This is a genomic window from Bradyrhizobium sp. (genome assembly GCF_049691595.1).
Lineage (GTDB): Bacteria > Pseudomonadota > Alphaproteobacteria > Rhizobiales > Xanthobacteraceae > Bradyrhizobium.
The window spans coordinates 1-12,967 of record NZ_JBAVNZ010000442.1; the positions used below are offsets into that span (position 1 = coordinate 1).

The 12,967-nt window shown below is 62.7% G+C and carries 14 protein-coding genes and 1 tRNA gene; 8 read left to right on the forward strand and 7 right to left on the reverse strand.

Features of this window, described 5'->3' with window-relative positions; translation table 11 throughout:
• Window positions 1-129: 129 nt before the first annotated feature.
• Entirely contained in the window at window positions 130-576 is a 447-nt protein-coding gene (locus tag WCE35_RS18695) for a hypothetical protein (RefSeq protein WP_424594811.1), read from the reverse strand.
• 232 nt (window positions 577-808) lie between these two features.
• On the opposite strand from WCE35_RS18695, the gene WCE35_RS18700 reads away from it, so the two are divergent.
• Window positions 809-1,069 (forward strand): hypothetical protein, encoded by a 261-nt coding sequence (locus WCE35_RS18700; RefSeq protein WP_424594812.1) that lies wholly within the window; start codon window positions 809-811, stop codon window positions 1,067-1,069.
• Between the two features lie 49 nt (window positions 1,070-1,118).
• Window positions 1,119-1,195: transfer RNA gene (locus tag WCE35_RS18705), tRNA-Arg, on the forward strand.
• 276 nt (window positions 1,196-1,471) lie between these two features.
• Here the strand turns inward: WCE35_RS18705 and WCE35_RS18710 are convergent.
• Window positions 1,472-2,944: an IS1380 family transposase gene (locus WCE35_RS18710; RefSeq protein WP_424594813.1), complete on the reverse strand. Its 1,473-nt coding sequence runs from the start codon at window positions 2,942-2,944 to the stop codon at window positions 1,472-1,474.
• A 341-nt stretch (window positions 2,945-3,285) separates the two neighbouring features.
• On the opposite strand from WCE35_RS18710, the gene WCE35_RS18715 reads away from it, so the two are divergent.
• The 4 genes from WCE35_RS18715 to WCE35_RS18730 all read left to right on the forward strand — a co-directional run bounded on the left by WCE35_RS18715 (window position 3,286) and on the right by WCE35_RS18730 (window position 5,776).
• Entirely contained in the window at window positions 3,286-3,903 is a 618-nt protein-coding gene (locus WCE35_RS18715) for a DUF5343 domain-containing protein (protein ID WP_424594814.1), read from the forward strand.
• A 75-nt stretch (window positions 3,904-3,978) separates the two neighbouring features.
• Window positions 3,979-4,467, forward strand: coding sequence for a Swt1 family HEPN domain-containing protein (locus tag WCE35_RS18720; protein ID WP_424594815.1), 489 nt, complete (start codon window positions 3,979-3,981; stop codon window positions 4,465-4,467).
• A gap of 54 nt (window positions 4,468-4,521) precedes the next feature.
• On the forward strand, window positions 4,522-4,680 hold the full coding sequence (lepB, locus tag WCE35_RS18725) for a signal peptidase I (protein WP_424594824.1): 159 nt from the start codon (window positions 4,522-4,524) through the stop codon (window positions 4,678-4,680).
• A gap of 736 nt (window positions 4,681-5,416) precedes the next feature.
• The gene (locus tag WCE35_RS18730) at window positions 5,417-5,776 is read left to right on the forward strand and encodes a hypothetical protein (RefSeq protein ID WP_424594816.1); all 360 of its coding nucleotides are present in this window, start codon (window positions 5,417-5,419) and stop codon (window positions 5,774-5,776) included.
• Window positions 5,777-5,828: 52 nt separating this feature from the next.
• Here the strand turns inward: WCE35_RS18730 and WCE35_RS18735 are convergent, their stop codons facing one another.
• Both WCE35_RS18735 and WCE35_RS18740 read right to left on the reverse strand, forming a co-directional pair.
• Window positions 5,829-6,275 (reverse strand): hypothetical protein, encoded by a 447-nt coding sequence (locus WCE35_RS18735; RefSeq protein ID WP_424594817.1) that lies wholly within the window; start codon window positions 6,273-6,275, stop codon window positions 5,829-5,831.
• Between the two features lie 209 nt (window positions 6,276-6,484).
• Window positions 6,485-7,024 (reverse strand): hypothetical protein, encoded by a 540-nt coding sequence (locus tag WCE35_RS18740; protein WP_424594818.1) that lies wholly within the window; start codon window positions 7,022-7,024, stop codon window positions 6,485-6,487.
• Window positions 7,025-7,302: 278 nt separating this feature from the next.
• Here WCE35_RS18740 and WCE35_RS18745 point away from each other — a divergent pair, with 278 nt between their 5' ends.
• Window positions 7,303-7,686, forward strand: coding sequence for a VOC family protein (locus WCE35_RS18745; RefSeq protein ID WP_424594819.1), 384 nt, complete (start codon window positions 7,303-7,305; stop codon window positions 7,684-7,686).
• A gap of 170 nt (window positions 7,687-7,856) precedes the next feature.
• Window positions 7,857-8,204 (forward strand): GrlR family regulatory protein, encoded by a 348-nt coding sequence (locus tag WCE35_RS18750; RefSeq protein ID WP_424594820.1) that lies wholly within the window; start codon window positions 7,857-7,859, stop codon window positions 8,202-8,204.
• A gap of 71 nt (window positions 8,205-8,275) precedes the next feature.
• On the opposite strand, the gene WCE35_RS18755 is transcribed toward WCE35_RS18750, so the two are convergent.
• From WCE35_RS18755 to WCE35_RS18765, 3 genes are all read right to left on the reverse strand, one after another.
• Window positions 8,276-10,927 carry a PAS domain S-box protein gene (locus WCE35_RS18755; protein ID WP_424594821.1) on the reverse strand — a complete coding sequence of 884 codons (2,652 nt, stop codon included), beginning with the start codon at window positions 10,925-10,927 and terminating at the stop codon, window positions 8,276-8,278.
• A gap of 182 nt (window positions 10,928-11,109) precedes the next feature.
• Complete coding sequence (locus WCE35_RS18760) at window positions 11,110-12,084, reverse strand: Bug family tripartite tricarboxylate transporter substrate binding protein (RefSeq protein ID WP_424594822.1); 975 nt, start codon at window positions 12,082-12,084, stop codon at window positions 11,110-11,112.
• Window positions 12,085-12,197: 113 nt separating this feature from the next.
• On the reverse strand, window positions 12,198-12,967 hold a 770-nt coding region (locus tag WCE35_RS18765), incomplete at its 5' end, for an NUDIX hydrolase (RefSeq protein WP_424594823.1).

Consider the following 12,967-nt stretch of genomic DNA (forward strand, 5'->3'; position numbering starts at 1 on the left):
ATCAACGGCCGTGCGGCAAGGCCGATCGCCGGTGGCCACCCGCGCGCTATCAGATGGCGAAGCAAGACGCGACGAATCGATCTACACTGCGGTGACGTTTTGGTCTGGGCGCAGCTTTCCGGCGCGAAATCAGAACTCTTCCGGACAGGGATCGACGATCTTCCAGAGGTCTTCGCCGTTCCTGATCTTCTTCATCTCGGGGGTGAGCCCGCCATTCCTGCGGATCCAGTCCTTCACCGTGTCGGGATAATAGGACATCAGGTCCGAGGTGCCGTCGCGGCTGGTGACCTTGATGCCGAAGGTGAAGGCCTTGTCGTAATAGGCCTGGTGGAAGCCGATGCTCGCCTTCGGCGTCACGCAGATCTTGTTGATCGGCACGATGCCGAACACCAGCGTGCAGGCCGAATTGCAGATGCCGTCGATGATGACGCGTTCCTTGCGCTCGCGGACGCGCTGGTACTTGGCCTTGTATTCCTCGACATAACCGCCGTGGTCGCGGGTGATGTGCAGGTCGGCGCGCGCGGGCGTCACGGCCAGAATGACAGGGAATAACAAGGCAAGCGGCGTGATGCGCATGGATCGGTCGGAAACCGGATAGCCAGATCGGGACTCGGGACCGCAGGTCCGTCAAGTGGACCAAGCCCCAAAACTCTGGCGGGACTGTGTTGGGATTTCGTTAAGCATCGCTTAAGGCCAAAAATTGGCGCCGTGTGGCTGAATTCCCGCAGCTTTTCGCCCGATTCGGCGTTAAATGACACCCGGATCGGCCGAAATTGGCTGCATCAAGCGGAATTTCCGGAGATTCGAGATGAGCAAACAAAGGTTACTCGTTGCCGCCGCGGTACTTTCAGCCGTAGCGATCGCACCCAGCCTGGCCGAAGCCCGCCATCATCGCCACTACCACCGCCACACCTGGCCGCTGCCCTACCAGATCAGCTATCTCCATAATTACGGGCCCGGGCCCCTGCCCGGCAGCTTCGCCTATTATGATGGCCCCTCGACCAACCACTGCGCCCAGGGCGCCGCCGGCTATCTCGGCCAGGACCGCCGCCGCCACCCCTGCCACTGATCCACGTCTGGTCCGGTCCAGCCAAGTCTGGTAATCGGGCAAGCCGCAGGCGCTCGTAGCTCAGCTGGATAGAGCATCGGATTTCGATTCCGAGGGTCGGGAGTTCGAATCTCTCCGAGCGCGCCAAATACTCCAATAATATCAATAAGTTATGTGAACGATCGTTTGCCGCTTCCCCGTCGTTCCTCGCGAAGGTGCGCGTCAGGGCGCTCACAGGCGCATTGGGGCGCGCGCCGCTAACCCGCATTTCTCACGCTGTTTGGTGGAGTGCTGGGTCGGGTTGACTTCAACGGAACCACAACCAACGTCGGTCATTTGGGCATAGGTTCTCGTCCGCTTGGGCGGGTCGGTCGCATTGGTTCGGGGTCATGTGGTGTGGATGTTCTCCGGTGGGCCGAGGGTTCAGAGGGCCGCGCTGTCGAGCGCGGCCCAGGCTGTTCGAAAGACATCGGTGTAGGGAAAGGCTGATGCCATCGAGAACTTGATCCGGCGGACGCTGATGCGGACCTGGGCGCCGATTTTGAGCAGCTTCAGGCGGATGGTGCCGCATGTGGCGTCGGCGAAGCGGGTCGTGGCCAGGGCGATGCGGCGCAGCGCGCTGATAAGGACATAGGCCATCGAGGACATCCAAAGCCGCAACTGGTTGGCGCGCATGGTGTGGGTAGAGGTCCTGTCGGCGAACAGATCGAGCTGACATTCCTTGATGCGGTTTTCCATCTCGCCGCGCGCGCAATAGAGCTTCTCGTAGAGCGCGCGGGCCTGGTGCTGGTCGGCCGACAGCGAGGTGACGACGAAGCGCGGATTGGCCCGGCCTTCCAACGTGGCCAGGTCGATATCGCCGACCATGACGGATTTCTTCTTCTTGCGCCGTGGCTTCGTCGCGCTCTCACTCTCGGCGACGGAGGGAAGCATCCATTCGGCCTTTCCCACCACGCGCCGCTCCCGGCTCCAGCTCTTGCGCGTCCTGTAGCGGAAGTCCTTGAAGCGCCGGGCTGGCTTGCCGCTCCGGCGGTTCTCCTCGGCCGCCTCGGCAAGCTCGGCTGCGATCTCGGTGATCAGTCTGTCGTTCTTGGCCAGTCCGAACAGATAATCGACGTCGTTGTGTTCGCACCATGTCATCAGCTCGTCGCGTGTGAACCCCGAATCCGCCCGCAGCAGAATGCGCACCCTGGGCCAGCGCCCGCGGATCTGCGCAACGATCCGCGCCACCTCTTCAACCGAGCCCGCGCTGGCGTCGATGTTGGCCCGGCGCAGCTTGGCGCAGAGCAGGTGCCGCCCGCAAAAAATATACAGCGGCAGGTAACAATAGGATTTGTAGTAGCCATGAAAGAAGCGCCCTTCCTGCTCGCCATGCAACGGATCATCGGTGGCATCGAGGTCGAGCGTAATCTGGCGCGGCGCCGTCCGATGCGCCTCGAGAAACAGATCGACGAACAGCCGGTCCACCGCCTGCGCATCATAGCTGATCTTGTGGTAGCGCGACGGCTCCGGCTTCGACAATTCCAGCCGGTTCAACGTCGACTTGCCGGCCACCGCGGCGCAGTCCGCGCGCCGCGCCTCGAGCTTCCCCGCCAGCACCGCCATCAACGGATCGTGGCGCAGCGTCTCATGGTCGTTGAGGTCCTCGTAGCCGAGCGCGATGGCGAATATCCGCTGCCCGACCAGCGTCGCCACCGAATGTTCGACCTGCGCCTGGGACCGCCGATCGACAAAGCACGATGCCAGCCGATCCACCATTCCGATCGCCCGATCCGTCGCGCCGAGCAGCAGCGCGCCCGCGTCCGACGTGATCGCCCCACCGTCAAACGCCGCGACCACCTGACGGCCTTCGACGGCTTCAAATCCAAAAATATCCGGGGTACACTCTGTCTGCATCGGGGCTCTCCTCGAATCATCACGAAGTCGTTCTCGCAAAACAACTTTCGCTGATTCGGAGCCCCGATGCGCTTAAATCCGTGAGATATGCGGGCTAAGGGTGTGCGCCTGTCGAAGCGTTCTAAGCGCTGTACGAGTGCTCAATTGAATCTTGAACGATCCTATCGGCGTTTGCAGAGCGCCGTTCACGAGCATCGGGTGAAGATAGAACCGCAAGCATCCCACAATGAGGCGGGTGATGGATGCTTTTGCGTGAGGATACGTGGGAACACTCAACTACAACGCGATTGACAAAGGACGGGCGTGCTAGATTGGTGATCTGATTCGCTGAGGAGCCTGTAATGCCTGTCCAGTTGCCATACTTGAGCAGTTATAAGAACGTCCAGATGCTATTTGACAAGATTGCCACCGCTAGAATTCCGGAGACCTTCAACCATCAGTTTTTGCAGGATACGATCGGTTTAAAATCAACGAGCGACCGTCCGCTTATCCCATTTCTGCGCAACCTTGGTTTTATCGACGCCGCCAACAAGCCGACGCCTAAGTACAGCCTCCTAAAGGGCTCGGGGGATCAGCGCAAGACCGCGATTGCCGAGGGCGTGCGAAAGGCATATGGCCCGCTCTTTGATAGTGACGAAAAGGCGTGGGAACACACGGGAGATAAGCTGCGTAGTCTCGTGTCTCAAGTTGCCGGGACCGATGAGGATATGTCGGCTCGTATAGCGAACACGTTCGTAGCTGTGGCGAAGCTCGGCGATTTCAAGTCTGTTCCAAAGGAGGACCAGAAGAAGGATGTCAGGGAAAGTCCCGAGGCAGAGGGCGAGGATCACGGCATTGGCCGGAAGGTAAAGGGCTTACGCACGGAATTTCACTACAACATCCAAGTCGTGTTGCCGTCCAATGGCACCGAGGAAACCTACCTCAACATCTTCAACGCCGTTCGCAAGACGTTCCAATGAGCCTCGATTCCACCGCCTCGCTGTTCGTCATGCTCGGGCAAACGGCAGAAGACAATTACCAAAATCGACACTGTAGTGCCCAAGGAGTCGTTGCTCATCTCGAAAGAGATCGACCTGGCTACATTGGCGCCTGATGTCGTTCGCAAGGCGGTCGAAGCGTCCGAGCCGTATAAGCTCTTCTTCGCTTTTGAGGCGTATCTGCGCGATATGGTCGTCGAGGTGCTATCGAAACAAGGGCAATTGACAAACTGGTATGAAAAAGTGCCCAAGGACGTGCAGGATGAAATCGCCAAGCTCGAAGCGACGGAGGAAATGAAGAGCTGGATGTCGCTCGGCTCGCGTGACAAGTCTGCGCTCATGACCCTTCCACAGCTCCTCAGAGTGATTGATCAAAACTGGAAAGAGGGCTTTGACGATCTGATCCGTGACAAGGGCCTCATCCAAGAGGCACGACTTCTGGTGCATCTGCGCAATACCATCTGCCACATGAGCACCATCCCGGTCGAAGAGCTTGAGCGCATCAAGCAGACCATGCGAGACTGGTTTAGGGTCGTGGCACCGTAGGTTGCGGATGGCACGACGGTTTTTCGGGAGCAGAATGGCGATGTGTCATACGAGGTGGCTTTTGAATCGTCGCCGCTTGATCGCGCACCCGACGCGTCAGTCAAGGTTCCACCCGACCAGTTCTTCGTCATGGGCGACAATCGGCTCGACGCACGCGACAGCAGGTATTTTGGTCCGATTTCATTCAGTTCGATCATCGGCAGGAAGCTATGACGACAGCGCGATCCAACCATGCGTGGTCGATGCCACCCCAGCGGAGGCCATAGCTTTTCTCCGTGCCGTTGCAGGCGCTGGCCGATAAATTGCGCGCGTAGCATCGGTGGTCGTTGCGATCAAGGTCCTCTTGCGCAAGGTCGTTTCACTGCGCATGATGCGGAAACAATCGTGGCGTATTCGCCATATACCCTGTTTTCCTTCAGGTCGTTGCGCATGAACAACGCTGGCCAGGCTCACTTCGAGATCGCTCGTGTCTTTGAAATTTCGAGCAGTGACGTGGTGTTGGCGGGGCAGATACGCTCAGGAGTCGTGCGCCCGGGGCATGCGAGCGCGGCTTCCCCTCAACAGCGGACGTGATCTCGTGGCGAGCGTGAAATTGGTCGAGTTCGTCGACTATCCCGGCGGCAAGGCCGACACAGGATTGATACTCGACGAGGAATATCCCGAATGTCGTTCTCTTTGGCTACGGTCATGCAAGGCTGGCGACGTCATCTCGATTTGTGACCCAGCCACCTGATGTCGGCCGTGCCGCAATGTGCTTCGGCCTCTGGGCGACCAGCCTTGTGCCTGCCCAGGGCATCTGGAGCCAAGGTGGAGGCCCCCCTCATGCCGCCTCATAAAGGGTTGCCGCCGCCATGGCAGATCAGCTAAATCGGCACTCACCATCAAGGACTTGGGCTGGTTTCAACATGCAAGGCCCCGTGTTGCGACCGCGAGAACGAAAGCACACGACATGAGAAAGATGATCCTGGCGCTGGCGGTCCTGTATCCGGCCGCAGCCCTCGCCCAAACCGCGCCGCCTCTGGTCGGCGGCAACCCGCTGGTTCAGGTCAAACCGAAGGGCACGGCCGAGAAGAAGCCGGCCGCACCCGCCAAGCCGCAATCGGTGGCGCAGAAGCTGCAGGCCTGCCTCGAGATCGATGACGCGACCAAGGAACGGCTGAACTGTTACGACGCGATCTTTGCGCCGCAGCCGAAGCCCAAGGCGCCGGCGGCCAAGGGCGTCAACGATTGCCGCTTCGTCAAGGAGGAGGACGAGCGGTTGACCTGCTACAACGGCTTCGCGGACAAGATCCCGAAACTGCCGCAATAGCCGAGCGCCGCGCCCCCTTGCAGGCACGCGCGTTGACCCGGACGATCCGGTCTTACCAGGCGTTGTTCCAGGTCGGCGCACCGAAAAAGCCAAAATGCGATTGCTGCGCAACGCGGATCGGCGGGTTCGAATGGGTCTTGGCGATCTTGCGCTTTCGCGGCGGTTGCGGCTCGGGCTTCTTGACCCCGTTCCTGGGCTCTGCGGGAACGAACTGGGCAAAGCTGTCGCGCGCGCGGGCCTGCGCCGTGACCTCGGCAGCCTGCGGTGGCGCCACGGCGGCCTGGACGGTCGCGGCCGGCGGAACGATGGTGGGAAGGCTGGTGTCATAGACCACGCGCTCCGGCCATTTCTGGTCGGACGCGATGCGTACCGTCGACTTGCTGATCGAGGGGGCGGCATGGTCGGCTACCGCCATTTGCTGCGGCGCAAAGGCATCGATGAGAAACAGCAGCGCGAGCAGAACACCGCCGACCAACAGGAAATATCGCGCCACGGGCATTGGTATCGCTTCCTGCCGCGCATTGGCGCGGCTCATTCGCCCAACGGGCGATCTGGCAATTGGTTCCCGAGGCAGATGCCAAGGTTCAACCGCGGCAATCACATTTCCGGGTACGAACGGGACTTTTTGGTCCTGACACGGATTCGGTCGCACCAACCGGCATCCCCCACGCAATCGGGGTGCAGGGCGGGCTTTCGCCCGAAAACGCTCTAGCTCCGGTTAGCCGCCACCACCGAGCATTTCGCCTTGCTGGCATTGACGTTGACGAATCCGATCAGCATGCGGGCGTAGGTCTTCCTGCTCTTCATGCCGATGGTGTCGCCGATCACGCGGCTTCGAGCGGTCAGGTGGCTGCCGTCGCGGCGGGCAAAGGCGCAGGCGATTTCGATATCCTTGACCGCATACTCGTTGCCGTTGCGAAGCGTCAGGGTGACCAGCGCCTTTGAGCCCAGCCCGCCCCGCCGCCACGACTGCGAGGAAATCTTCAGGCCATCGATCGGCAACTTCTCGGCTGCCGCTGGTTCGGGAGGCGTCGTTGCCGCCGTCGCGACCGCAGCAGGCGTAGCAGTACCGCCGGGAGTAGCCGGCTGCGCCGGGCTGACAAGGGATGGAGGGGTGGCTTGGTCCTCGGCACCGCCCGGCTCCGAAACCATCAGCCATGCCGCGCCGCCGATGGCGGTCAAAGCGACGGCAGGCCACCCTGCGAGGCGCGCCTTGGACGCTACAACCGAACCCCCGCCGATCGTCATCCCGGTATCCTCCGCCGGCCGCCACCCATTCCGGCTGCGCGGCCAACAAACCCGACCACGAAAAAAGCCGCTCCGGCGATACACCGTACGGCTTCCGTCACGACTGCCGCGGCACGGTACCGCCATTCCGTCTCTATTCGCCCCACCGAAATGGTTTCATGCGGCTCTGGCGAGATTGCGGCGGTGGCAGCCACGACAGGATGGAATTTTGGATATTCGCTCGGCTAGACTGCCGCCGCCGATAACGCCGCAACAGCAGAAATCGAGGGGAGACCAAGATGCCGACAGTGACCTGGGACCATATCCATCTGCGCAGCCCCGACCCCGAGGCGACGGCGGCCTGGCTGGAAGATATTCTGGGCGGCGAGATCGTCCGCGGCCCGGACCGGATCGACGTCAAGCTCGGCGGCGCCAATGTGTTCATCGCCCCGGTCACACCAGGCGATGGCGTCAACACGCCACCGGTGACGCCCTACCAGGGGCTCGATCATTTCGGCCTGACGGTGAAGGACATCGATGTGGTGGCCGCCGAGATCAAGGCCAAGGGCGTCGAGTTCACACGGGAGCCGACCACGATCCGGCCCGGCGTGCGCATCTGCTTCATCCGCGGGCCGCAGGATATCTCGGTCGAGCTGTTGGAGCGCGACAAGAAATATGCGTGAGGGCGTCACCGCGACAAGCAGGTAGCACAACGTCATGCTGCAGCGGATGGTCGGACCGGGATAGCCGCGGATCGGCGCCATGGCCAACCTGCCGCGTTGCGCGGGGTGCCGAGCTTTGGCATAACGAAGGACCGGTTTCCGCAGGCGCGGAGGCCCGGCATCGGGACGTCATGAAGAACGGACTGTATTCGATCCACGTCACCCTGCTGGATGGACGCGTCGGCAAGGGCAGCGGCGTAATTCTGTTCCGGGACGGCCAGATCCTCGGCGGCGACGCCTATCTGTTCTACACCGGCACCTACACCGTGAAGGACAACACCTTCAAGGGCGAGGTTCTGGTCCAGCGCCACACCTCGAGCCCCGATGCCAACCCGCTGTTCGGCGGGCCGAGCCCGGTCGGCATCGGCGTCACCGGCACCTTCACCGATACGCAGGCGACCATGAACGGCACCGCGCTGGTCGGCAAGGCCAGCCAGATCTTTGGTGCGACGTTACGGAAATTGGCGGACACTAACTGATTAAATGACCCTTGGTTTTGACGCGTTTTCTTCACGCGAACCGGTCTCCACTTCGCTCGAAAACGCTATGGCTACTCCGCCGCCTGCTCCAGCGGCGCGACGCGCGGCAGGATCATCTGGATCCGGGTGCCGCCGCCCGGCTGGGAATCGAGGTCGAGACGACCGCCGAGACGCGTGGTGACGATGCTGTAGACGATGTGCAGGCCGAGCCCGGTGCCGCCCTGGTCGCGTCGCGTCGTGAAGAACGGATCGAAGGCGCGGCGGCGCACGTCGAGGCTCATGCCGCAGCCGTTGTCGGAAAAGATGATCTCGACATTGTCCGTGCCCGACGCCCGCACCTGGATATCGACCGTGCCGGGCTTGCCATCCGGAAAGGCATGCGCGACCGCATTGAGGAACAGGTTCGTCAGCACCTGTCCATAGGGCCCGGGATAGGAGTTCATCATCAGGTTGGGCTGGCAGTCGACGTTGAGCGTCAGATTGTGTTTTCGCAAACCGGGCCGCAGGCTCATCACCACCTGCTCGGTGAGATCGCCGAGATCGAAGCTGCGCTGATCGGAATAGTTGCGATCGGCGGCAACCTGCTTGAACGAGGTGATCAGCTCGGCCGCGCGATTGAGATTGGCGACGAGCTGCGACGACGCATCGCGGCTGGTCTCCAGATACTCGTTCAGACGGGACCGCCGGAGATCGCCGCGCGCGACCTCGGCGGCGAAGATCGCGGTCTTGCGCTCCAGCGCCGAGGCCACGGTCAGGCTGATGCCGACGGGATTGTTGACCTCATGGGCGACGCCCGCGACCAGCCGGCCGAGCGCGGCGAGCTTTTCCGCCTCGATCAGCGAATTCTGCGTCTCCCGCAGATTGCGCAGCGCCGCTTCGGCGGCATCGCGCGCTTTGCGCATCTCCAGTTCGCCGCGCTTGCGGTCGCCGATGTCGAGCGCAACGGTGACGATGTTTTCGATCTCGCCGTCGGCATCCAGGATCGGCTGCTTGTTGACCAGCCATTGCCGCATCTGGCCTGATGCATCGATATATTCCTCTTCGTAGAATCCGAGTTGCTTGCGGCTCGCCAGCACCCGCTTGTCGTTGTCGTCGGTTTTTTGCGCGCCGTAGCGCGACATCAGTTCCGACGTGGTGCGGCCGATCGCGTCGCCGGGTTGGACGCCGAAAATGCCGGCCATGTAGCGGTTCATCAGCACATATCGCAGCTCCCTGTCCTTGACGTTGATGACCGCGGGCACCGTATCGATCACCATCTGCAGCAGCCGGCGGCCTTCGGCGATGGCGTCCTCGGCGCGCTTCTGGTCGGTGATATCGCGCACCGTGCCTTCGTAGCGGATCATCTCGCCGGCGTCGTTGCGCACGGCGGTTGCGCTGTCCGACAGCCAGAGTAGCGCACCGTCGCGCGCCCGCACCTGGTATTCGAACTCGCGGACCATGCCGTCGCGCTGCATCCGCGACCGATATTCAGCTCGCGCCGCCGGATGCACATAGAGATTCTCGCCGACGTCGCCGATGCCGTCGATCAGGTCCTGCGGGGTGGCATAACCCATCATCCGCGCCAGCGCCGGGTTGGCGTTGAGCAGCGCCCCGGCCGGCGTCGTCACATAGATTCCGTCGACCGAGGCTTCGAACAGTTTTCGATAGCTCTCCTCGGCGAGGCGTTGTTCCGCCAGGGCATGCACCGCGGCCTCGCGCGCGGCGTCGGCGTCGAACAAGGTCTGCCGGAACACTTCGGCGGCGCGCGCGATATCGCCGATCTCGTTATCGACGTCGGTCGCCGGGATCGGCGCATTCTTGTCCCCGCCCGCCACCGTACGGATCGAGCTCGCGATCGCTGCCAGCGGCCGCACCGTCCGACGCACCACCAGCAGCGCCGCGAAAAGCCCGATCAGCACGCCGGCGGTGCCGAGCACGATGCTCTGCCATTTCGCCTCCGTCAGCGTCCTGGCAAAATCGCTGGAGAGAATATGGCCGCGGCGCGCGCTGACGTCGCGCAGCAGTTCGGTGACGCGCTGGATCAGGCGTCCCTCGGCGCCGAGAACCTCCTTGTCGATATCGGCGATCTGCCGTTCGCCGAGAGAGATCGCGTTGATGGCGTCGGCGTAGGCATCGACCGCGTCGCGCAGCCTGGAATCCGAAATCGTCATCCTGCGCATGCTTTGCGCGGCCTGCTCGGCGGCGGACGGATTATGCGCGAGTAGCGCCGTGGTGATGCGGCTCTGGATCTCCGACAGCGTCGAGGCAACGACCGGGTCAGGACTGTCGGCAACCGCCTGGTTGAACCGGCCGCGCAGCGGCGGCAGCGCCACGATCAGATCGGCGCGGCGATTGAGCAGCGCGGAAATGCGCTCGATACCGCCGCGGTAGGTCGACAGGCGCTCGGTGACGCCGTCGATCATGTCCCGCTGCTCGGGCGCAAGCCCAAGCCGGGTCTTCTTCAGCACCTCGCTCAAGGCGGTGGCGGCCTCGCCGACCTGGATCGACTGGCTGCCTGGTTCGGTGACGAAATCGCGGGCCGCGAGCCGCAATTCGTTCATCCGACGGTCGATGTCCTCGGCGAGGTCGCCGACGGCCTGCAGCCGCTGCAGCTCCGCGAAGGTCGAATCGATATGGCGGATGGCGATGACGCTGGCCGTCGAGGTGAAGATGATCACCGCCAGCACCAGCAGAAAGCTGCCGAACGTCAACTGCCCGATCGAAAGCGAGAACGATCGGGTCATCTTTGGATTCGGCGGCGATTCAGAGGTCATATTGCTTAAGGCCAGGCTGCAAACCGCCGCAATATACGACGTATTCCGGGTCTGGGGGAACATACCGAAAATCATGACCGTGCGGTCCGGTGACCAAATTGGGCGGCCATTGCCGCCAAACTCGAAATCGCTGAAGTGTCGCCTGCGGGGGCTCAGTCGGCGGTGATGCCGGCCTCCCTGACGACCCTGGCCCATACCGCGACGTCGGCCTTGATGATATCGGAGAACTGGCCGAGCGGCGCGCTGATGGCCTCGCAGCCGGCCACGTCGAGCTTCTGCCGGATATCGGGCGTCGCCAGCGCCGCTTCCAGCGCCTTGCTGATGCGCTCGACAACCGGCTGCGGGGTCGCCGCCGGCACCACGACGCCGAACCACGGCGTCACCTGCGCCTCGGCAAACCCCTGCTCGGCCATGGTCGGTACATCGGGAAAATATTTCGAGCGCCCATCGCTGATCGCCCCGATGATCCGGATCGCGCCGGTCTGCACCTGCGCCAACGCCTGGTTGGCGGACAGGAAGGTCGAGGTGATCAGGCCGCTGGTGATATCCGGCACCATCTGCGGATACCCGCGATAGCCGATGCCGGTGACGTCGATTCCGGCGAGCCGCTTGAACAGTTCGAAGCCAAGGTGGCCGGTCGAACCCTTGCCCGGGTGGCTGTAATTCAGCGCGCCCGGCTTTGCCCTGGCGAGCGCGACATATTCGGCGACGGTCTTCACCGGCAGCGTGGTGGGGACGATGAAAAAGTTCGGGGCACGGCATATCTGCCCGACCGCGATGAAATCCCGAACAGGGTCCCAGCGCAGCTGGGCGTTCAGCGCTGGACTTGCGGCAAAGAATGTCGTCACCAGCAGCCATGTGTAGCCGTCGGGCGCTGCGCGCGCGACTTCCTCGGCGGCGATCGAGCCGTTGGCGCCGGATTTGGATTCGACAACAATCGATCCCTTCCACTGCTCGGCCATGTTCTGCGCGATGATGCGCGCGAACACGTCGGCGACGCTGCCCGGCGAATAGGGAATGACGATGCGGATCGGTCGGTTCGGGAAGTTTTCCTGCGCGAGCGCCGCGTGCGGTACGGCGAGAAATGCAAGCCACGCGCCGACGATCGCGCCGATACCCAATTTCATGGTTTCGTCCCGCCCTGACCGCTTCTTGCGGGCCTGGAAAGCCCGAGATCGGACCGCAGGATGCCGACAATCTCCAGCCACAGCAAGGGATGTTCCGCAGCGTCCGAGGAACATCAACCCAGCGCACCGACCTCGAACACCTCGCCGTCATAGCCGGCTTCGCGCGGGATACGAAGCTGACGGCCGCCATTGGCCCTGGTCATCACCGGCATCACGGTGACGACCGGCTTGCCCCGGCTGTCGTCGAGCGCGGCCGTCACGTCCGGTTGCTTGCCGAGCTTGATCAGGTTGCGGGTGGTCGGGAACGGCAGCTTGAAGCGGCCGGTCTCGCCGCCCTCCAGCGCCTCGCGCGGCGACAGCCAGATCGAGTCGGTGGATTCCTTGCCGTCATGGGCGCCGAGCTGCTCGGGTGGTGCCGCGGCGAGGAAGAACCAGGTGTCAAAGCGCTTCGGCATGCCTTCCGGCGTGATCCAGTGCGCATAGGGAACGAGTTCGTCCAGCGCCAGCAGCAGGCCGTTATCGGTCAGAACCGTCAGGAAGCTGGTCTTGCCCTCGCACAGCGCGGCGCGATGGGCCGTCTCGATCTCGCCGGCCCGCCTGGCATCGATCAGCGACTTCGATCCCTGCGGCCGCGCCAGCAAGATTCCGCTTTCCTCAAAAGTTTCGCGGATCGCGGCGATGCGGAAACTCAAGGAGCTCTCGTCGAGTCCCTCGCCGCCCGAATAAAGCTCCGACCTCGCGATGATCTCCTTGTCGCCCGTGTCGACGCTGCCGCCGGGAAACACCAGCGCGCCGGAATTGAAATCGATCTCATAATGGCGGACCATCATGAACACTTCGATCTCGCGAACGGCCGCGGCATCGCGCAACAGCAGGATGGTGG

What these genes read in the sequence shown, in the direction of transcription:
- WCE35_RS18695 (WP_424594811.1), bottom strand. Translation starts at nt 576, where the DNA reads ATGCGCATCACGCCGCTTGCCTTGTTATTCCCTGTCATTCTGGCCGTG.
- WCE35_RS18700 (WP_424594812.1), top strand. Translation starts at nt 809, where the DNA reads ATGAGCAAACAAAGGTTACTCGTTGCCGCCGCGGTACTTTCAGCCGTA.
- WCE35_RS18710 (WP_424594813.1), bottom strand. Translation starts at nt 2,944, where the DNA reads ATGCAGACAGAGTGTACCCCGGATATTTTTGGATTTGAAGCCGTCGAA.
- WCE35_RS18715 (WP_424594814.1), top strand. Translation starts at nt 3,286, where the DNA reads ATGCCTGTCCAGTTGCCATACTTGAGCAGTTATAAGAACGTCCAGATG.
- WCE35_RS18730 (WP_424594816.1), top strand. Translation starts at nt 5,417, where the DNA reads ATGAGAAAGATGATCCTGGCGCTGGCGGTCCTGTATCCGGCCGCAGCC.
- WCE35_RS18735 (WP_424594817.1), bottom strand. Translation starts at nt 6,275, where the DNA reads ATGCCCGTGGCGCGATATTTCCTGTTGGTCGGCGGTGTTCTGCTCGCG.
- WCE35_RS18740 (WP_424594818.1), bottom strand. Translation starts at nt 7,024, where the DNA reads ATGACGATCGGCGGGGGTTCGGTTGTAGCGTCCAAGGCGCGCCTCGCA.
- WCE35_RS18745 (WP_424594819.1), top strand. Translation starts at nt 7,303, where the DNA reads ATGCCGACAGTGACCTGGGACCATATCCATCTGCGCAGCCCCGACCCC.
- WCE35_RS18750 (WP_424594820.1), top strand. Translation starts at nt 7,857, where the DNA reads ATGAAGAACGGACTGTATTCGATCCACGTCACCCTGCTGGATGGACGC.
- WCE35_RS18755 (WP_424594821.1), bottom strand. Translation starts at nt 10,927, where the DNA reads ATGACCCGATCGTTCTCGCTTTCGATCGGGCAGTTGACGTTCGGCAGC.
- WCE35_RS18760 (WP_424594822.1), bottom strand. Translation starts at nt 12,084, where the DNA reads ATGAAATTGGGTATCGGCGCGATCGTCGGCGCGTGGCTTGCATTTCTC.